The organism is Caballeronia ptereochthonis (assembly GCF_001545075.1).
In the GTDB taxonomy this organism is placed as follows: domain Bacteria; phylum Pseudomonadota; class Gammaproteobacteria; order Burkholderiales; family Burkholderiaceae; genus Caballeronia; species Caballeronia ptereochthonis.
In genome coordinates, this window is record NZ_FCOB02000022.1 from 74502 (window position 1) to 92363 (window position 17862).

Annotated in this window: 19 protein-coding genes; 7 read left to right on the top strand and 12 right to left on the bottom strand. The window is 64.9% G+C overall.

The window, feature by feature from the left end; translation table 11 throughout:
• Window positions 1-7: 7 nt before the first annotated feature.
• The 3 genes from secB to AWB83_RS22850 form a co-directional block, all read right to left on the bottom strand.
• Window positions 8-478 carry a protein-export chaperone SecB gene (gene secB / locus AWB83_RS22840; RefSeq protein WP_087047896.1) on the bottom strand — a complete coding sequence of 157 codons (471 nt, stop codon included), beginning with the start codon at window positions 476-478 and terminating at the stop codon, window positions 8-10.
• A 94-nt stretch (window positions 479-572) separates the two neighbouring features.
• Window positions 573-833, bottom strand: coding sequence for a glutaredoxin 3 (grxC, locus tag AWB83_RS22845; RefSeq protein ID WP_087047897.1), 261 nt, complete (start codon window positions 831-833; stop codon window positions 573-575).
• On the bottom strand, window positions 830-1255 hold the full coding sequence (locus AWB83_RS22850; RefSeq protein WP_087047898.1) for a rhodanese-like domain-containing protein: 426 nt from the start codon (window positions 1253-1255) through the stop codon (window positions 830-832). Before AWB83_RS22850 ends, grxC begins: the two co-directional genes overlap by 4 nt.
• Window positions 1256-1437: 182 nt before the next feature.
• Between AWB83_RS22850 and gpmA the strand changes: the two genes are divergently transcribed.
• From gpmA to AWB83_RS22865, 3 genes are all read left to right on the top strand, one after another.
• Entirely contained in the window at window positions 1438-2184 is a 747-nt protein-coding gene (gene gpmA, locus AWB83_RS22855) for a 2,3-diphosphoglycerate-dependent phosphoglycerate mutase (RefSeq protein ID WP_087047899.1), read from the top strand.
• Window positions 2185-2452: 268 nt separating this feature from the next.
• A complete protein-coding gene (locus tag AWB83_RS22860; protein ID WP_087047900.1) occupies window positions 2453-4039 on the top strand; it encodes a S41 family peptidase in 1587 nt (528 codons plus the stop codon).
• Window positions 4040-4177: 138 nt separating this feature from the next.
• Window positions 4178-4936: a HesA/MoeB/ThiF family protein gene (locus tag AWB83_RS22865; protein WP_087047901.1), complete on the top strand. Its 759-nt coding sequence runs from the start codon at window positions 4178-4180 to the stop codon at window positions 4934-4936.
• A 1-nt stretch (window position 4937) separates the two neighbouring features.
• Here the strand turns inward: AWB83_RS22865 and ptsP are convergent, their stop codons facing one another.
• The 7 genes from ptsP to AWB83_RS22900 form a co-directional block, all read right to left on the bottom strand.
• Window positions 4938-6698, bottom strand: coding sequence for a phosphoenolpyruvate--protein phosphotransferase (gene ptsP, locus AWB83_RS22870; protein WP_208636798.1), 1761 nt, complete (start codon window positions 6696-6698; stop codon window positions 4938-4940).
• Window positions 6699-6913: 215 nt separating this feature from the next.
• A complete protein-coding gene (locus AWB83_RS22875; RefSeq protein ID WP_087047903.1) occupies window positions 6914-7183 on the bottom strand; it encodes an HPr family phosphocarrier protein in 270 nt (89 codons plus the stop codon).
• 37 nt (window positions 7184-7220) lie between these two features.
• Window positions 7221-7712: a PTS sugar transporter subunit IIA gene (locus tag AWB83_RS22880; protein WP_087047904.1), complete on the bottom strand. Its 492-nt coding sequence runs from the start codon at window positions 7710-7712 to the stop codon at window positions 7221-7223.
• Between the two features lie 249 nt (window positions 7713-7961).
• Window positions 7962-8918: a glutathione synthase gene (gene gshB, locus AWB83_RS22885; RefSeq protein WP_087047905.1), complete on the bottom strand. Its 957-nt coding sequence runs from the start codon at window positions 8916-8918 to the stop codon at window positions 7962-7964.
• A 52-nt stretch (window positions 8919-8970) separates the two neighbouring features.
• On the bottom strand, window positions 8971-10260 hold the full coding sequence (gene gshA, locus AWB83_RS22890; protein WP_087047906.1) for a glutamate--cysteine ligase: 1290 nt from the start codon (window positions 10258-10260) through the stop codon (window positions 8971-8973).
• Between the two features lie 298 nt (window positions 10261-10558).
• Entirely contained in the window at window positions 10559-12040 is a 1482-nt protein-coding gene (locus tag AWB83_RS22895; protein ID WP_087047907.1) for an ammonium transporter, read from the bottom strand.
• 43 nt (window positions 12041-12083) lie between these two features.
• A complete protein-coding gene (locus tag AWB83_RS22900) occupies window positions 12084-12422 on the bottom strand; it encodes a P-II family nitrogen regulator (protein ID WP_014190273.1) in 339 nt (112 codons plus the stop codon).
• Between the two features lie 445 nt (window positions 12423-12867).
• Between AWB83_RS22900 and AWB83_RS22905 the strand changes: the two genes are divergently transcribed.
• On the top strand, window positions 12868-13131 hold the full coding sequence (locus tag AWB83_RS22905) for an accessory factor UbiK family protein (protein WP_087047964.1): 264 nt from the start codon (window positions 12868-12870) through the stop codon (window positions 13129-13131).
• Between the two features lie 93 nt (window positions 13132-13224).
• A complete protein-coding gene (locus tag AWB83_RS22910) occupies window positions 13225-14769 on the top strand; it encodes a YifB family Mg chelatase-like AAA ATPase (RefSeq protein ID WP_087047908.1) in 1545 nt (514 codons plus the stop codon).
• Window positions 14770-15149: 380 nt separating this feature from the next.
• On the opposite strand, the gene AWB83_RS22915 is transcribed toward AWB83_RS22910, so the two are convergent.
• Window positions 15150-15680 (bottom strand): hypothetical protein, encoded by a 531-nt coding sequence (locus AWB83_RS22915; RefSeq protein WP_087047909.1) that lies wholly within the window; start codon window positions 15678-15680, stop codon window positions 15150-15152.
• Here AWB83_RS22915 and AWB83_RS36850 point away from each other — a divergent pair.
• Window positions 15625-15843, top strand: coding sequence for a hypothetical protein (locus AWB83_RS36850; RefSeq protein ID WP_167389149.1), 219 nt, complete (start codon window positions 15625-15627; stop codon window positions 15841-15843). The two genes, AWB83_RS22915 and AWB83_RS36850, sit on opposite strands and share 56 nt — an antisense overlap.
• A gap of 67 nt (window positions 15844-15910) precedes the next feature.
• On the top strand, window positions 15911-16447 hold the full coding sequence (locus AWB83_RS22920) for a TlpA disulfide reductase family protein (protein ID WP_087047910.1): 537 nt from the start codon (window positions 15911-15913) through the stop codon (window positions 16445-16447).
• Between the two features lie 53 nt (window positions 16448-16500).
• Here AWB83_RS22920 and AWB83_RS22925 read toward each other — a convergent pair whose 3' ends face one another.
• Entirely contained in the window at window positions 16501-17847 is a 1347-nt protein-coding gene (locus AWB83_RS22925) for a sigma-54-dependent transcriptional regulator (protein WP_087047911.1), read from the bottom strand.
• Window positions 17848-17862: the final 15 nt, after the last annotated feature.

Below are 17862 nucleotides of genomic sequence, written 5' to 3' on the forward strand. Positions count from 1 at the left end.
GGGAGGATCAGTGCGTCGCGCCGTTCGCCGCGCCTTCCTGCGCGCCTGCGAGCTGGGCGATGCGCTGCTCGTACAGCGCCTGGAAGTTGATTTCAGCGAGGTGGATCGGCGGGAAGCCGGCGCGCGTGATCGCATCGGCGATATTCGAGCGCAGGTACGGGAACAGAATGGTCGGGCACGCGATGCCGACGAGCGGATCGATCTGTTCGGCCGGGATATTGCGGATATCGAAGATGCCTGCCTGCTTGGCTTCGATCAGGAACGCAACCTTCTCCGAGACCTTCGCCGTGACGGTGCCCGTCACCAGCACTTCGAAGACGCTCTCCGCGAGGCGGTCAGCCTTCACGTCGACTTCGACCTCCACCGACGGCATTTCCTGCTCGAGGAAAATGGCGGGCGAATTCGGCTGCTCGAGCGACATGTCCTTCAGGTAGATGCGCTGGATGTTGAAAAACGGCTGGTTGTTCTCGTCGGACATAATGATTCCCTAAGTGATTCGGTATTCGGCGCGAGGCCCGACCGGAGCCGCCGCGCCTGTGCGCCCGGCGTCATGCCGGGCGGCGTTTTTCGTGTCAGGCCGACTCGAGCAGCGGCATGAGGCCGCCCTTGCGGTCGAGCGCGGAAAGATCGTCGTAGCCTCCGACGTGCGTATCGCCGATATAGACCTGCGGCACGGTGCGGCGGCCGGTGCGCGTCATCATTTCCTCGCGACGGCCGGGTTCGCGGTCGATCAGGATCTTTTCGATCGCATCGACCCCGCGGGACTTTAAAAGACGTTCGGCCATCTGGCAATACGGGCACACGACCGTGCTGTACATGACGACTTTCTTCACTTGACTGCTCCTTGTTTCACCACCGGCATGCCGGCCTTCTGCCAGGCGTCCACGCCGCCTTCCAGCACGTGGACCTCGGCATAGCCCGCTTCCGACACGGTGCGGCTCGCGCGTTGCGATTGTTGACCGGTCTGGCAGACGAGCACGACCGGATTGCTCTTATTCTTCGCGATCTGGCCGATTTTTGCTTGGAGCTCCGCGACCTCGATATTGCGCGCCGACGGCAGATGGCCCTTTGCGAATTCCGCGGCGGGCCGCAGGTCGACCACCACGGCGTTGCGGCGGTTGATGAGCGTGGTGGCTTCCGCGGCGGAAATGCCGCCGCGCCCGCGCCGTGCGATGGCCGGCCAGAGGAGCAGCGCGCCCGAAACGAGCGCGATGACGATGAGTGCGATGTTCTGGTATTCAGTGAAAAACTTCACGTCGAGGGCCGCCGAAATTGAGTAGGAAAGGAAGAAAGGGAAATGAGGGCAATCGGGGCATTATAAAATAACCGTTTCCCGCGATGGCCTCCGCCGTCCGGCCGATGGCGGCACCCGGCGCGCACGGGCAGGATCACGGAGGGCGATCGGCGCACCGTTTTTCCAACTGACCGACCGAAATCATGTACAAGCTAGTGCTCATCCGCCACGGCGAATCGACGTGGAACAAGGAAAACCGGTTCACCGGCTGGGTCGACGTCGACCTGACCGAACAGGGCAGCCGCGAGGCGCGCCAGTCCGGCGTGCTGCTCAAGGAAGCCGGCTATGCGTTCGACATCGCCTACACGTCCGTGCTGAAGCGCGCGATCCGCACGCTGTGGCACGTTCAGGACGAGATGGATCAGATGTATATCCCGGTCGTGCATTCGTGGCGCCTGAACGAGCGGCACTACGGCGCGCTCGCGGGCCTGAACAAGGCCGAAACGGCGAAGAAGTACGGCGACGATCAGGTGCTCGTCTGGCGCCGCAGCTACGACATCCCGCCGCCCGCGCTCGAGCCGGACGACCCGCGAGCCTCGTTCGACGATCCGCGCTACGCGAAGGTGCCGCGCGAGCAACTGCCCCTCACCGAGTGCCTGAAAGACACCGTGGCGCGCGTGCTGCCCATCTGGAACGAGTCGATCGCGCCGGCCATCAAGGCGGGCAAGCAGGTCCTGATCTCGGCGCACGGCAATTCGATCCGCGCGCTGGTCAAGTACCTGGACGACATATCCGACCAGGACATCGTCGGGCTGAACATCCCGAACGGCGTGCCGCTCGTGTACGAGCTCGACGAGAACCTGAAGCCCATCAAGCACTATTATCTGGGCGATCCGGAAGCCATCGCCGCGGCGCAGGCCGCTGTCGCCAAGCAGGGCAAGGCGGGCTGATCGAGCGTCGCGGGCCGGGCTTCGTCCGGTCCGCCGCGGTCTTGCCGCACGAGGGCGCCGTCCGCTCAGATGCGCCCTCGCGTTATATGGCGCGCGGCTGACGGGCCGCCGGCGGCGTCGACAGATTTTCAAAAACGTGCGCAACCCCCATGCTGGCAGGCGCCAAAGCCTCAGGCATTTAAGTTGCGTTTAAGTCGTCAATCGAGACGACCGGGTATACTGGCCCGTCACCTACGATGCAGCCCACTCGATTCCGACCGCACTCTCTATGCGAAAGAACCTGAAAAACTTCGGCCTGGTCGCCGCAGGCGTTGCTGCCGGCGCACTCGCAACATTGCAGATTTCCGCGTTCGCTCAGCAAGCCGCATCATCGCCTCTGCCGCTCGACCAATTGAGGCTTTTCGCCGAAGTCTTCGGGCAAATCAAGCACGAATACGTCGAACCGGTCGACGATAAAAAGCTCCTCACCGCCGCCATCAAGGGCATGGTGTCGAGTCTCGACCCGCACTCGTCCTATCTCGACAAGACCGATTACGAAGAACTGCAGGAGCAGACCAAGGGCCGCTTCGCGGGCCTCGGTATCGAAATCTCGTCGGAAGACGGGCTCATCAAGGTCATCTCGCCGATCGAGGACACGCCCGCGTTCCGCGCAGGCATCCGTCCGGGCGACCTCATCACGCGCATCAACGACAAGCCGGTGCGCGGCATGTCGCTGGACAAGGCCGTCAAGCAGATGCGCGGCGAGCCGGGCACGAAGGTCACGCTGACGATCTTCCGCAAGAGCGACGACCGCACCTTCCCGCTCACCGTGACGCGCGCCGTGATTCGCGTGCAGTCGGTGAAGATGAAGGTGCCCGAACCGGGCTACGGCTATATCCGCATCACGAGCTTCCAGGAGCGCACGGTGCCGGATCTCGCCGCGAAGCTGCAGGATCTCGCGCGCCAGCAGCCGAACCTGAAGGGTCTCGTGCTCGATCTGCGCAACAACGGCGGCGGCCTCCTGCAGAGCGCGGTCGGCGTCGCGGGCGCGTTCCTGCCGGACAACGCGGTGGTCGTATCGACCAACGGGCAAATCGCGGACGCGAAGCAGACCTTCCGCGACACCTACGACAACTACCGCCTGCCGTCCTTCGATTCCGACCCGCTCAAGAGCGTGCCGGATATCTTCAAGAAGGTGCCGATGGTCGTGCTGACCAACGCCTACTCGGCGTCGGCTTCGGAAATCGTTGCGGGTGCGCTGCAGGATCATCATCGTGCGCTGATCGTCGGCAAGACGACCTTCGGCAAGGGCTCCGTGCAGACCGTCCGTCCGATGACCGCCGACACCGCGCTGCGCCTGACGACGGCCTACTACTACACGCCGAGCGGCAAGTCGATCCAGAACCAGGGCGTGCGCCCGGACGTGCCGGTCGACCAATACTCGGACGGCGATCCGGACGACGCGCTCGTCACGCGCGAAGTGGACTACTCGAACCACCTCGCGAACACGCAGGATCCGAACGAGAAGAAGGAGCAGGAGCAGCGCGAGGCGGATCGCCTGGAGCAACTGCGCATTCTCGAAGAGCAGAACGACAAGAAGACGCCCGAGCAGCGCCGCAAGGATCGCGAGCGCAAGCCGGTCGAGTTCGGCAGCTCGGACGACTTCATGCTCCAGCAGGCCTTGAACAAGCTCGAAGGCAAGCCGGTCGTCGAGTCGAAGTCGTACAGCGAACGCAAGCTCGCGCAGAACAAGCCGCCGCGCTCGGCTTCCGCCCCGGTCGTCGCGCCGCCGGCGCTGCCGGCCACGCCGGGTTCGGCGCCGGCTTCGGGCGCGCAGCCGGCTTCGTCGCCCACGGCGCAGCAGCAATCGAAGTAATTCCGCAGCAACACGGCTTCGCGGCCTCGCGCCGCGAAGCCTTTCCTCCCGCGCGCGCTTAGAATATTCCTCTCAAGCGCGCCGTCTTCCCGGCGTTCCCTTCGCGGCACTCACAGCGCATTCGCAGGCGCGAGCTCGATGAACGACGATCAACTCCTTCGCTATTCCCGCCATATTCTCGTCGATGAAATCGGCATCGAGGCGCAGCAGCGCTTTCTCGATGCGCACGCGATCATCGTCGGCGCGGGCGGTCTGGGCGCGCCCGCGGCGATGTATCTCGCGGCCGCCGGCGTCGGGAAGATCACGCTCGTCGACGCCGACACCGTCGATCTCACGAACCTGCAGCGGCAGATCGTGCACATGACGCGCTCGGTCGGCACGCTCAAGGTGGAATCGGCGAAGCAGACGCTCAACGCGCTCAATCCCGACGTCCGGATCGAGGCGGTCGATCTGAGAGCGGATGCCGCCTGGCTCGATGCGAACGTGCCGCGCGCAAGCGTCGTGCTCGATTGCAGCGACAACTTCGCGACGCGTCACGCGATCAACGCGGCGTGCGTCGCGCATGGCGTGCCGCTCGTTGCGGGCGCCGCCTTGCGCTTCGACGGGCAGATCAGCACCTTCGATTTCCGCTCGCCGGATTCACCCTGCTACGCCTGCGTGTTTCCGCCGGATCAGGCGTTCGAGGAAGTCGCCTGCTCGACGATGGGCGTGTTCGCGCCGACGGTGGGCATCATCGGCGCGATGCAGGCGGCGGAAGCGTTGCGCGTGATCGGCGGCTTCGGCGAGACGCTCGCGGGCCGGCTCATGATGCTCGACTCGCTGCGCATGGAATGGAACACGATGAGGATCGCGCGGCAGCCGGATTGCCCGGTCTGCGGCGCGCGACACACGCGTTGAATCAGGCCCGCTGCAATTGCCCGAGCGCGGCCGCCAGTTCCGCCGGCTCGTAGGAGGCCAGTACGTCGGCGACGGGCTTTTCGAACGCCTTCAGATTCGAGCGCAGGATCTCCTGCTTCACCACGAGCAGCTGGCTCGGATGCATCGAGAATTCGGTCAGCCCGAGTCCAAGCAGCAGGCGCGTGACGGAAGGATCGCCCGCCATTTCCCCGCAGACTGAAACCGGCACGCCCGCGCGCTTCGCCTCGCGCAAGGTGAACGCGATCAGGTTCAGCACCGCCGGATGCAGCGGATCGTAGAGATGCGCGACGGAGTTATCCGCGCGATCGATCGCGAGCGTGTACTGAATCAGGTCGTTGGTGCCGATCGACAGGAAGTCGAGGCGGCTCAGGAACAGGCGCACGGCGATCGCCGCGGCGGGAATTTCGATCATCGCGCCGACCTGGATCTTGCGGTCGTAGGCGACGCCCGCCTCGTCCAGCTGGCGCTTCGCCTCTCGGATCAGATCGAGTGTCTGGTCGATCTCCTGCGCGTGCGCGAGCATCGGAATCAGGATCTTGGTCGGGCCGAACGCCGACGCGCGCAGGATCGCGCGCAGTTGCGTGATGAACATCTGCGGCTCGGACAGGCTCCAGCGGATCGCGCGCAGGCCGAGCGCAGGGTTCGGCGCGGTCTCGTAGCCGTCGCCGCCGCTCATCGAATCGAGCGGCTTGTCGGCGCCGACGTCGATCGTGCGGATGGTCACGGGCTTGCCGTTCATCAGTTCGATCGCACGCTTGTATGCCTCGAACTGCTCCTCTTCCTCCGGCAACTGGTGCTTGTGATTCATGAAGAGGAACTCGGTGCGGAACAGGCCGACGCCCATCGCGCCCGCCTCGACGGCGGCCTGGGCGTCCTCCGGCAGCTCGATGTTGGCGCACAGTTCGATCTTCGTGCCGCACAGGGTTTGCGTCGGCGAGAACTTGAGGCGCTGGAGCTTGCGTTGCTCCAGCAGCTTTTCGCTTTGCCGGTACGAATATTCTTCGAGGACGATCGGCGCCGGATCGACGATCACGATGCCGTGGTCGCCGTCGACGATGATCAGATCGTTCTGACGAATCAGCACGCTCGCCTGCTGCACGCCGACCGACGCCGGAATGCCGAGACTGCGCGCGACGATCGCCGTGTGCGACGTGCGGCCGCCCAAGTCCGTCACGAAACCCTTGAACGCCTGCGTCTTGAACTGGAGCATGTCGGCGGGCGCGATATCGTGCGCGACGACGATCATTTCGTTGTGGCCGTTGCTCGCGGCCGTATGCGCGACGAGCGACGCGGCCGTCGGCGCCCCCGCGAGCGCCTTCAGCAGCCGCTCGACGACCTGCTCGATATCGGCCTTGCGCTCGCGCAGATATTCGTCCTCGATGTCGTCGAAATAGCCGCCGAGGATCTCCAGTTGCTCGGTGAGCGCCCACTCGACGTTGTAGCGGCGCGTGCGGATGAGGTCGATGGTTTCCTGCACGAGCATGGCGTCGTTCAGGATCATCGTATGGACGTTGATGAACGCGCCCATCTCGCTCGGCGCGTCGGCGGCGAGGTCTTCGCGCAGCGCCTCGAGCTCCGCGTGCACGGCCGCCTGCGCCGCGTAAAACCGGGCGATTTCCGCGTCGATCTGATCGGGTTCGATCAGGTAGTGGTCTACGTCGAGCGCCGCCGGCGCGATCAGATAGGCGCGTCCAATGGCGATGCCGCGCGAGACGGGAATTCCATGCAGCGTGAATGACACGCGCACCTCCTCTAGTTGTGATGTCCGCGGTCTCTCAGGCCCCGCGGCGGGCGCAAGCCGCTCGAACATTATAAATTCGAATGGTGACAGAAGTCCCTGAACACCCTGTTCCGGCGAGGCCGTAACGGTTGCGCGAGATCAAGCCCGCACGGGGCGCGGACGCAAAAAAGCCGCGTCGGTGCGCGGCTCTTTGACTCGGTGACGCAATGAAGCGCTTACTGCCCTTCGCCGAACTTGTCGGCGATCAGCGCGAGGATCGCCTGCATCGCCTCGGCTTCGTCGGCGCCTTCGGTTTCGATCGTCACCGTGCTGCCGATTCCCGCGGCCAGCATCATCACGCCCATGATGCTCTTCGCGTTGATCCGGCGGCCGTTGCGGCTCATCCAGATCTCGCATTGAAAATTGCCCGCCAGTTGTGTGAGCTTGGCCGAAGCGCGCGCGTGAAGCCCCAGCTTGTTCACGATCGTTGTTTCTTGTTGCTGCATGATGCTCCGAAACGCTAGGTGAATGAATCGAGCGGTGTCAGTGGCTGGCGGCAGCCTTGGCGCTCACGAGATCGGCGCTTGCGGAGCAGGCCGGGTCGGGCGAGCCGGCCGCCTTCGTCGCGAGCGCGCACGGGTTGAGCGGCGTGGACGAATCCAGTTCCTGGATGCCCTTCGAGCCGCCTTGGAGAATCTTTTCGGTGAGCGTGTCGAGCGGCGTCGCGCGGTAACAGACGGCGCGCACCAGCATCGGCAGATTGCAGCCGGCGAGCACGCGCACGTCGGTGTCGTGCAGGCTCGCCGCGATGTTCGCCGGTGTGGCCCCGAAAACGTCGGTCAGCACGATGGCGCCGTTGTCTTCCTTCAGACGATCGATTTCGGAGCGTGCGAACGCGCGGACTTCGACCGGATCGCAGTCGGGCGTCACATCGATGACGCCGATGCGCGCGGGCAAGCCGCCGTAGATGTGAGCCACGCATTCGCGTAGCGCGGTGGCGAAAGGGGCGTGCGCGATGATCAGAATGCCAGCCATGTCAGGATTGCTGCCTCAGCGACAAAAGTATGTAACACGTAGATGAGCGCGCGGGGGCTGGAAATCAACCGCCGCGCGATCGCCTGCGTGAACCGTCAAACCCGTTAGCTTCAGCTTGCGCCCGCATTCTTAACCCGGCTTTAAGACGCCATCGCGCCCCAAAACCGCAGGCGCCGGGAGATCAATTGTAACAGTCCCGATACGATGAGTTTGACGCAATGTCCGTGCGCGCTCCGTCGGCTGGCGAACTCAGTTCGCCGCGCGCTCGAGTGCGTCGATGAACATGCCCGCGACGTCGAAGCCGGTCTGATCCATGATCTCGCGGAAGCAGGTCGGGCTCGTGACATTGACTTCAGTGAGGTAATCGCCGATCGCATCCAGGCCGGCCAGCAGCAGGCCGCGCGATTGCAGCACCGGCCCGAGCGTCTCCGCGATCTCGCGGTCGCGCGCCGAGAGCGGTTGCGCGCGGCCGAGGCCGCCCGCCGCGAGATTGCCGCGCACTTCGCTGCCCTGCGGAATGCGCGCGAGCGAGTACGGCACGGGCTGGCCGCCGATCACGAGGATGCGCTTGTCGCCGTCCTTGATCTCGGGGATGAACTTCTGCGCCATGACCGTTCGCGCGCCGTCCTCGGACAGCATCTCGACGATGGAGCCGAGATTCATGCCGTCCGCCTTCACGCGGAACACGCCCATGCCGCCCATGCCGTCGAGCGGCTTGAGGATGACGTCGCCATGCTCGGCGTGGAAGGCGCGCAGGCGCGCCGCGTCGCGCGTGACGAGCGTCGGCACGACGAACTGCGGCCATTCCGCGATAGCGAGCTTCTCGGAATGATCGCGGATCGCCTGCGGCTTGTTGAAGACGCGCGCGCCGTTGCGCTCGGCGATCTCCAGCAGCCAGGTGGCGTTCACGTACTCCATGTCGAACGGCGGGTCCTTGCGCATCAGCACGGCATCGAAATGCGCGAGCGGCAGATGCTCGGCCTGCTCGGCTGCATACCACGGCCAGCGGTCGCTGTTCGCTTCATCCCCGACGATCGCGATGCGCCGCGCGCTCGCTTCCACCTTGCTGCCCGTCCACGCGAGATGCTGCGGTTCGCACGCGTAGAGCACGTGGCCGCGCCGCGCGGCTTCGGCCATCATCGCGTAGGTCGTGTCCTTGTAGATCTTGAAGCGATCGAGCGGGTCGGCGATAAAGAGGAGGTTCATGTGAATTCGCTTGTTCGGTGCGCGGCTTGCGAGCTTACCGCAAGCCGCCGACTCACACCTGAATCGCTTCCGGATCGGTCTTCTCGAGCTCGACCGATGCGGCCAGAAGCGCGAGCCGCGCCACCACGCCGTACATGTAGAACCGGTTCGGCGGCGCCGCGCCCGGCTTCGCGTGCGTGTCCGGAAGCGCCGTGTGCTCGAAGCCGAGCGGCACGAAGTGCATGCCCGGCGCGTTGAGGTTCTGATCGCGCTCGCGCGACTCGTGCACGCGATAGAAGCCGCCGACGACATACCGGTCGATCATGTACACCACCGGCTCGGCGACCGCATTCTCCACGCGCTCGAAAGTGTGCACGCCTTCCTGCACGATCACGTCGTGCACCTGCAGGCCTTCCTTCGCATCGTTCATCTTCGTGCGCTCGCGCTTGGTCAGCGCCGCGACCTCGCTCGCGTCGTGCACGGTCATCACGCCCTTGCCGTAAGTGCCGGCATCCGCCTTGATGACGACATACGGCTTCTCGCTGATGCCGTACTCGCGATATTTCTTCGCGATCTTCCTGAGCACGCCGTCGATGGCCTCGGCGAGCGCTTCCTCGCCGGTGCGCGCTTCGTAATCGACGCCTTCGACGTGCGCAAAATACGGATTCACCATCCACGGGTCGATCTCGACGAGCTTCGCGAACTTCTTCGCGACGTCGTCATAGCAGGAGAAGTGCGTCGACTTGCGGCGCACAGCCCAGCCCGCGTGCAGCGGCGGCAGCAGATACTGCTCGTGCAGATTCTCCAGCACGGGCGGAATGCCCGCAGAAAGATCATTGTTGAGCAGGATCGAGCACGGATCGAAGTTCTTCAGGCCCAGACGCCGCGGCGTGCGTTCGAGCGGCTCGAGCACGATCTTCTGGCCGTCGGCGAGCGCGATGGTCACGGGGCCGTGAATGTTCTCGTCGAGCGTGCCGAAGCGGACGTTGAGTCCGGCCTGCCGCATGATCAGCGCGAGCCGCGCGACATTCTCGAGGTAGAACGCGTTGCGCGTGTGGCGCTCGGGAATGACGAGCAGATTCTTCGCATCGGGACAGATTTTCTCGATGGACGCCATCGCCGCCTGCACCGCGAGCGGAAGCACTTCCTGCGGCAGGTTGTTGAAGCCGCCCGGGAAGAGATTGGCGTCGACGGGCGCGAGCTTGAACCCCGCGTTGCGCAGATCGACTGAACAGTAGAACGGCGGCGTGTGCTCTTGCCATTCGAGACGGAACCACCGTTCGATGGCAGGCATGGCCTCGAGAATTTTCCGCTCGAGGTCGAGCAGCGGACCACTTAACGCCGTAACTAGGTGCGGAACCATTGATTTCTCGCGGACTGGGAGGAAAGATTGTAGAGCAATTGCTTTGCCTAATTGGGGATGAACCGCCAATTACCAAGGTTTCCCGGGCCTTGCCGCACGGGCCCTGCGTTCAATATCGTCTATCGGTCCGATAGGGTCCGCGCGAGTCATGCAGCAGCCGCGACGCACGCTGGACGAAAGCACGACGAAAACGCAGCAGCTAAAAAAATGCCCGCCTTGGAGGCGGGCAAAGTCGCTGCGCTCGTTCTTCACGCCGCGCCGAAGCGCCCTCTCGCGGCGCCCCGGCTGCGGCGAAACCTCATTCGACGTGCTCGCCGTGCAGCGTGACGTCGAGGCCCTCGCGCTCCTGCTCTTCCGTGACGCGCAGGCCGATGACCATGTCGATGACCTTGAGCAGGACGAAGCTCACGACGCCGCTGTAGACCAGCGTGACGAGCACGCCCTTCGCCTGCACGAGCACGCTGCCGTCGAAGCCGCCGATGTCCTTCACCGCGAATACGCCCGTCAGCAGCGCGCCGATGATCCCGCCCACGCCGTGCACGCCGAACGCGTCGAGCGAGTCGTCGTAGTTGAACTTGTGCTTGAGCCAGGTGGCCGACCAGAAGCAGACCACGCCCGCGACGATGCCGATCACGATCGCACCCGTCACGCCGACGAAGCCCGAAGCCGGCGTCACGGCCACGAGACCCGCGACCGCGCCCGAGATGATGCCGAGCACCGACGGCTTGCCCTTGGTGATCCACTCCGCGAACATCCAGCCGAACGCGGCGAACGCGGTGGCGATCTGCGTCGTGAGCATCGCGAAGCCGGCGCGGCCGTCGGCGGCGACCGCCGAGCCCGCGTTGAAGCCGAACCAGCCCACCCACAGCATCGATGCGCCGATCAGCGAGAGCACGAGGTTGTGCGGCGCCATCACTTCGCGGCCATAGCCGACGCGCTTGCCAAGCACGAGACAGCACATCAGGCCCGCGATACCGGCGTTGATATGAACCACCGTGCCGCCCGCGAAGTCGAGCACGCCAGCCGACGCCAGCCAGCCGGTCGGTTCCCAGACCATGTGCGCGATCGGCGAGTAGACGATCAGCGACCAGAGCGCCATGAACACGAGCATCGCCGAGAACTTCATGCGGTCAGCAAACGCGCCGGTGATGAGCGCCGGGGTGATGATCGCAAAGGTCAGCTGGAACGCGAAGTAGACCGACTCCGGAATCGTCGTGGCGAGGTGGCTCACGGTGAGCGTGGTCGCCTTGTCGCCCTTGATGTAGGCCAGGCCGTGCAGGAACACGCGCGAGAAGCCGCCGATGAACGAACCGCCCGGCGTGAACGCGATGCTGTAGCCGACCACCGTCCAGAGAATCGTCACGAGACAGCAGATCGCGAAGCTCTGCATGGCCGTGGCGAGCACGTTCTTCTTGCGGACCATGCCGGCGTAGAAGAGCGCGAGACCCGGAATCGTCATGAACAGCACAAGGGCGACGGAGGTCAGCATCCAGGCGGTGTCGCCCGCGCTGATCTTCGACGAATCGACCATGACCGGCTCGGTCGGCGCAGCGGGCGCGGCTTCCGACGCGCCCGAAGCCGCGGCCGCCGACGCGGCTTCAGCCGAAGACGCCATCGCCGTGTTGGCGCTGGCAGGTGCGCTTGCCGATGTGGAAGCAGCGGCGTCGGGCGCCGGTGCGGAGGCCGCGGCCGGAGCGGACGCGTCCTGAGCGAGGGCTGTGCCGACATTCGCGCCTGTCAGCGCGGCGGCTACCATCAGTGACATCAAAAAGTTGCGCATTCTTCTGGTTCCTCTTATCGCCAATTACTTAGCAAATTTCTTCTTAAAGAGCGTCCGCGCCGGTCTCCCCGGTGCGAATGCGAATGACCTGCTCGATCGCGGTGACGAAGATCTTTCCGTCGCCGATCTTGCCCGTGCGCGCGGCGCGCTCGACGGCCTCGATCGCCTGATCGACGATGTCGTCCGACACGGCGGCCTCGATCTTCACCTTCGGCAGGAAGTCGACGACGTACTCCGCGCCCCGATAGAGCTCGGTGTGCCCCTTCTGCCGGCCGAAGCCTTTCACCTCGGTCACGGTGATGCCCGAGACGCCGATGGCCGACAGCGCTTCGCGCGCTTCGTCCAGCTTGAACGGCTTGATGATTGCGGTAATGAGCTTCATGTATCCCTCGCTGTGGTGTGCTGATCCTTCGATGCCTTCTAAAGCGGGATGCGCTGGGTGCTACCGCCATGTCCGCCCTGCCGGGCCGCTCAAAGAAGCGTGCAGAAAAGGTGCGCGCCTGTTATGCAACTCGTATGCCATGCGAGTGTTCATGCGGGTCTGCGCGATTTCGTGAAACCTTCGCGCAAAGGGTCTGCCGAACGGCCAACGTGCGCCACGCCCGCTGGCGCCGGGTTGGGTTCGTTGCTAGAGTGCTCGCAAGGTCCCGCAAAAAGGGGCATGGGCAGAAAACGCGAGGGCGCGGCGGCGCTAAAATCGCGGCGCCTCAAAGGTGCTTCGAGGTGCGTCGGCGTCGCCGCCGGCGCGCACCAATATCGAACATTCGATAATTCGTGGCACTGACCTAACAACGAATGCACTTTTTTTGTGCAAGAAGGGAGAAACGATGAAGCAGCCCAACGACGTTTTCAACGATCTGCAGCAGAAGATGAGCGATCTCTTCAAGAACTCGCCCGCGAAAGACGTCGAACGGAACATGAAGGCGATGCTGGCGCAGGGCTTCTCGAAGCTCGATCTCGTCACGCGCGAGGAGTTCGACACGCAGACGCAGGTGCTCGTGCGCACCCGCGCCCGCCTGGAAGAACTCGAGAAGCGCGTCGTGCAGCTGGAGCAACGTCTCGCGGGCGGAGCCGGCGCCGCGCAAGACTAAGGTTCCGAACCGCCCTATCGTCTACCTCGGCTAGCGAGCCGTGAGTTTCTGGTTTTGTTGCCGGCGCCATCCCGCGCCGTTTCAGGTGAAATCATGTCGCTTGCCGTGGTACGCAGCCGCGCGCCCGCTCCTGGGCGCGCGCCCGAAGTCGTCGTCGAAGTTCATCTCGCCAACGGGCTGCCGTCGTTTTCCATCGTCGGCCTGCCCGATCTCGAAGTCCGCGAAAGCCGCGAGCGCGTGCGCGCCGCGCTGCAGAACTGCGGCTTCGACTTTCCTGTCCGCCGGATCACCGTCAACCTCGCGCCCGCCGACCTGCCGAAGGAGTCCGGCCGTTTCGACCTGCCGATCGCGCTCGGCATCCTCGCCGCGAGCGGACAGATTCCGGCCGAATCACTCGAGCATCGGGAGTTCGCGGGCGAGCTTTCGCTCACCGGCGCGCTGCGTCCGATGCGCGGCGCCTTCGCTATGGTGTGCGGCGCGGCGCGCCACTACGCGTCGGCAAGCGAACGTGGCCAGCGCGTGCCGGAGATCTACGTGCCGCTCGCGAGCGCGGCGGAAGCGGCGCTCGTGCCGGGCATTGACGTATTCGGCGCGGCGAACTTGCCGGCGCTCTGCGCGCATCTGAACGGCGTACCCGACGCGCGCCTCAAACCGGTGCACGCCGTGGCCCTTCCCCGCATGGCCGTATCGTCCCCCGATCTCGCCGACGTCATCGGCCATCCCGCCGCGCGACGGGCGCTCGAAGTGGCGGCGGCGGGCGGGCACCATCTGCTGATGGTCGGGCCGCCCGGCGCGGGCAAATCGACGCTCGCGGCGCGCCTGCCGGGCCTTCTTCCGCCGATGAGCGACGACGAAGCGCTCACCTCGGCCGCGATTCTCTCCGCCAGTTCGATCGGCTTTACGCCCGAGCAATGGCGCCGGCGGCCTTTTCGCGCGCCGCATCACTCGTCGAGCCCGGCGGCGCTCGTCGGCGGCCGCAATCCGCCGCAGCCGGGCGAGATCACGCTCGCGCATCTCGGCGTGCTCTTTCTCGACGAACTCCCGGAGTTCGACCGCAAGGTTCTCGAGACCCTGCGCGAACCGCTCGAAGTCGGGCACATCACGATCTCGCGCGCCGCGCAGCAGGCGGATTTTCCCGCGGCGTGCCAGCTGGTCGCGGCGATGAACCCATGCCCGTGCGGCTGGCGCGGCGATCCGGGCGGGCGCTGCCGCTGCTCCCCCGATATCGCGACACGGTATCTGCGCAAGCTGTCGGGGCCGTTGGTGGATCGCATCGACATTCAGATCGAACTGCCCGCGCTCACGCCCGCGGAATTGTCGGCGCGGGGCGCGGAGCGCGGCGAGTCGAGCGCGGTGGTCGCGGCTCGCGTCGCGGCAGCCCGCGACATTCAGACGCAGCGTCAGGGCAAGACCAATCGCGAACTCGACGGCCGCGAGGCCGACGACGTCTGCCGCCCGGATTCGGCAGGCGAGGCGTTGCTGCGCGCGGCGGGCGAGCGCTTCGGCTGGTCGGCGCGCGCGTACTACCGCGTGCTCAAGGTCGTGCGGACCATCGCCGATCTCGCGGGCGCCGAAACACCCCAGGTATCTCACGTGGCCGAGGCCGTGCAGTATCGCCGGGCGCTCCCGGGTGCGTGAACGCGGCCTGACTCGGGCGTGGTCCACGCCCTGCTAGGCGGAAAAATGCTTGTCAAGACTTGACTTATGCACACTGAGACGATCCGGGGCGCTTTTTCATCCGATCAAACCCCTGATCCAGCGTTATTTCGCAGACCATTGATTTTATTAGATTATTTAACTTGCCGCGAACGCAGGCAAACTAACGTAAACCGCATGAACTGGGCTTTTGCGCGCTGCCACACACTCTTTTCCACATAGTTATCCACAGACATTGTGGATAGTGAAAAAAGTCTATATGAATCCGTGGATTAGCCGCGCAACCTGCGAAGGAACTTTTAGTCCTCAAGCGCGACTAAGGTGTTTCTTAAGTCAATACTCGCAGAATTCGAGGACTTCCTCTAAAAGAGTTTGAAGGACGCGAAGAACTGGTCTGCCTGCTCCGGCGGCGGCATCTTGTCCGACACGATCGCGAGCTGATAGACATGCGTCCCCCGCGCGACGAACCGCGCGTGAATGGTCCGCGACTCCCGCTTCTCTCCGCCTTGCCCCTTCACCTCGATCTCGCTGCCCGGCACCCGTCCGCCCGCCGCCAGGTCGATCTGCGTCTCGCGCGCCTCGGGCTTCGCGTTCACGTTGCGCGCGAGACCATGTTGCAGAAACTCGAGCGTCGCGCGCTGCAAGGCCGGATCGGCGCTCGGCAGCACCACCGTGCCGACGGCGAACACGGCATCGCCGGCTTCCGCGGTCTGCATGCGCATCGTCATCGGCTGGCCGGCGATCTCGATCTTGCGTTCGTCCGAACGCGGCTTGGCGGGCAGCGTCACTTCGTAGCCGTCGTCGTTGTTCATCACGGTGCGCCAGTCGTAAGCAGGCGTGCATGCCAGCAGCGCGCCGCATGCGACGGATGCGCACACTCCCGCGCGCAGCACGGCGGCGGATAAAGCATTGATCGGACGAAAACACCTGACGAAAGGTCTGGGGGAGAAAGAGAAAGCGCGCTTCATGAGGGACCACTGCGTGAAAACCATCATTATCGCGCTGCAATGCCGGCCTTATCAGCGCGTCACGACTTCATCCCGAAAACGGCGCTAAAATGTGCAGCACTTACCCGTGCGGTTGCGCCCATTCGCCGCGCCGGCCCGGCAATCCGAGGTTTCACATGTCCCAAGCCACGCAAGAAACATCCACGCGCGCCAAGAGCCCGCTGCGCTATATCGTGACGGCGCTCGTCGCCGGCGTGATCGCCTGCACCGGCTACTTCGCCTTCGGCGGCCAGCAGAAAGTGCCGGACGCGACATTCACGCTGCTGTCGGGACAGAAGATTTCCACCGCGAGCGATCTGAAAGGCAAGGTGTATCTCGTCAACTTCTGGGCAACGAGCTGCGAGACCTGCATGAAGGAAATGCCCGAGATGATCAACACGTACAACAAGTTCAAGGGCCGCGGCCTGGAGTTCGTCGCGGTCGCGATGAACTACGACGCGCCGATGTACGTCAGCAACTACGCACAGACGCGCAACCTGCCGTTCAAGGTCGCGATGGATGACGGCAGCGCCGCCAAGCAGTTCGGCAACGTGCAGCTGACGCCGACGACCTTCGTCATCGACAGGAAAGGCAAGATCCTGAAGCGCTATGTCGGCGAGCCGACGTTCGCCGAACTGGATCAACTGCTCGACAAGGCGCTAGGCTCGGCATAAGCGCCGAAGGCCGATCAAACCAAACGCCCGCTGATTCCAGCGGGCGTTTTGCTTTAGCGCTCGGACGAATCGCCTTTCACGACGATTCCATACCGCTTGATCTTCTCGTACAGCGTCGCCTTGCCGAGCTGCATGCGATCCGCCGCCACCGCGACCGCGCCGCCGCACTGCTCGAGGGTCTCGCCGATCACCGCGCGCTCGAACTGCTCGACGCGTTCCTTGAGCGATTGCGTCGACGTGTCGAGCGACGCAGCGCCGCCGTCATCGAGAATGCCGAGCACCATGCGATCCGCGGCGTTGCGCAGCTCGCGCACGTTGCCGGGCCAGTCGCGCTGCATCAGCTCCACGCGCTGGCGGTCCGTGATGAGCGGCGCGGGGCGCTCGTAGCGCACGGCGGCATCGAGCAGGAAGTGCTCGAAGAGCGGCACGATGTCCTCGCGGCGCTCATTGAGCGGCGGCAGCGTGATGGTCACGACGTTCAGCCGGTACAGCAGGTCGCGCCGGAACGTGCCATCGGCGACGTGCTCGTTCATGTCGCCCTTCGCGGCGGCGACGACGCGCAGGTTCGCGCGTACCGGCTGATTCGAGCCGAGCCGCTCCAGCACGCCGTCCTGCAATACACGCAACAGCTTCACCTGCAACGAGAGCGGCATGCTCTCGATTTCGTCCAGAAAGAGCGTGCCGCCCGAGGCGGCCTCCAGCCTGCCGATGCGCCGCTTCTGAGCGCCGGTGAACGCGCCCGCCTCGTAGCCGAACATTTCCGACTCGAACATCTGCTCCGGCAGCGCGCCGCAATTCACCGCGATGAACGGCTTGTCGCGACGCGGCGACATTTCATGCAGGCTGCGCGCGATCAGCTCCTTGCCCGCGCCGGTATCGCCGTTGACGAGGACGGACGCGTCCGTCGGCGCGACATTGGCGATCAGCCGCCGCACCTGCTCGATGGCCGGACTGCGCCCGATGATGCGCGGCGCGACGCTGCTCTGTTCCGCCAGCTCGCGCCTGAGCGCCTGATTCTCCAGCACGAGCTTGCGGCGCTCCAGCGCGCGGCGCACGGCTTCGATCAGCCGCTCGGATGCGAACGGCTTCTCGATGAAGTCGTACGCGCCGTCGCGCATCGCCTGCACGGCCATCGAGATATCGCCGTGGCCCGTGACGAGAATCACCGGCACTTCGGACGCGCGCTCGCGGCACTGCGCGAGCAGATCGAGGCCGCTCGCGCCCGGCAGGCGGATGTCGCTCACGATAACGCCCGGAAAACTCGCGTCGATCGCGCGCTCGGCGGATTCGACGCTGCCGTGGCCGGTCACGTCGAAGCCGGCGAGCTGCAGGCTCTGCACGCTCGCGCGCCGCACGAGTTCGTCGTCTTCGATGAAGATCACCTGCAAACCGGTGGTCATGGTCTTGCCTCGACT

What these genes read in the sequence shown, in the direction of transcription:
- secB (WP_087047896.1), bottom strand. Translation starts at nt 478, where the DNA reads ATGTCCGACGAGAACAACCAGCCGTTTTTCAACATCCAGCGCATCTAC.
- gpmA (WP_087047899.1), top strand. Translation starts at nt 1,438, where the DNA reads ATGTACAAGCTAGTGCTCATCCGCCACGGCGAATCGACGTGGAACAAG.
- AWB83_RS22860 (WP_087047900.1), top strand. Translation starts at nt 2,453, where the DNA reads ATGCGAAAGAACCTGAAAAACTTCGGCCTGGTCGCCGCAGGCGTTGCT.
- AWB83_RS22865 (WP_087047901.1), top strand. Translation starts at nt 4,178, where the DNA reads ATGAACGACGATCAACTCCTTCGCTATTCCCGCCATATTCTCGTCGAT.
- AWB83_RS22875 (WP_087047903.1), bottom strand. Translation starts at nt 7,183, where the DNA reads ATGCAGCAACAAGAAACAACGATCGTGAACAAGCTGGGGCTTCACGCG.
- AWB83_RS22880 (WP_087047904.1), bottom strand. Translation starts at nt 7,712, where the DNA reads ATGGCTGGCATTCTGATCATCGCGCACGCCCCTTTCGCCACCGCGCTA.
- gshB (WP_087047905.1), bottom strand. Translation starts at nt 8,918, where the DNA reads ATGAACCTCCTCTTTATCGCCGACCCGCTCGATCGCTTCAAGATCTAC.
- gshA (WP_087047906.1), bottom strand. Translation starts at nt 10,260, where the DNA reads ATGGTTCCGCACCTAGTTACGGCGTTAAGTGGTCCGCTGCTCGACCTC.
- AWB83_RS22895 (WP_087047907.1), bottom strand. Translation starts at nt 12,040, where the DNA reads ATGCGCAACTTTTTGATGTCACTGATGGTAGCCGCCGCGCTGACAGGC.
- AWB83_RS22900 (WP_014190273.1), bottom strand. Translation starts at nt 12,422, where the DNA reads ATGAAGCTCATTACCGCAATCATCAAGCCGTTCAAGCTGGACGAAGCG.
- AWB83_RS22905 (WP_087047964.1), top strand. Translation starts at nt 12,868, where the DNA reads ATGAAGCAGCCCAACGACGTTTTCAACGATCTGCAGCAGAAGATGAGC.
- AWB83_RS22910 (WP_087047908.1), top strand. Translation starts at nt 13,225, where the DNA reads ATGTCGCTTGCCGTGGTACGCAGCCGCGCGCCCGCTCCTGGGCGCGCG.
- AWB83_RS22920 (WP_087047910.1), top strand. Translation starts at nt 15,911, where the DNA reads ATGTCCCAAGCCACGCAAGAAACATCCACGCGCGCCAAGAGCCCGCTG.
- AWB83_RS22925 (WP_087047911.1), bottom strand. Translation starts at nt 17,847, where the DNA reads ATGACCACCGGTTTGCAGGTGATCTTCATCGAAGACGACGAACTCGTG.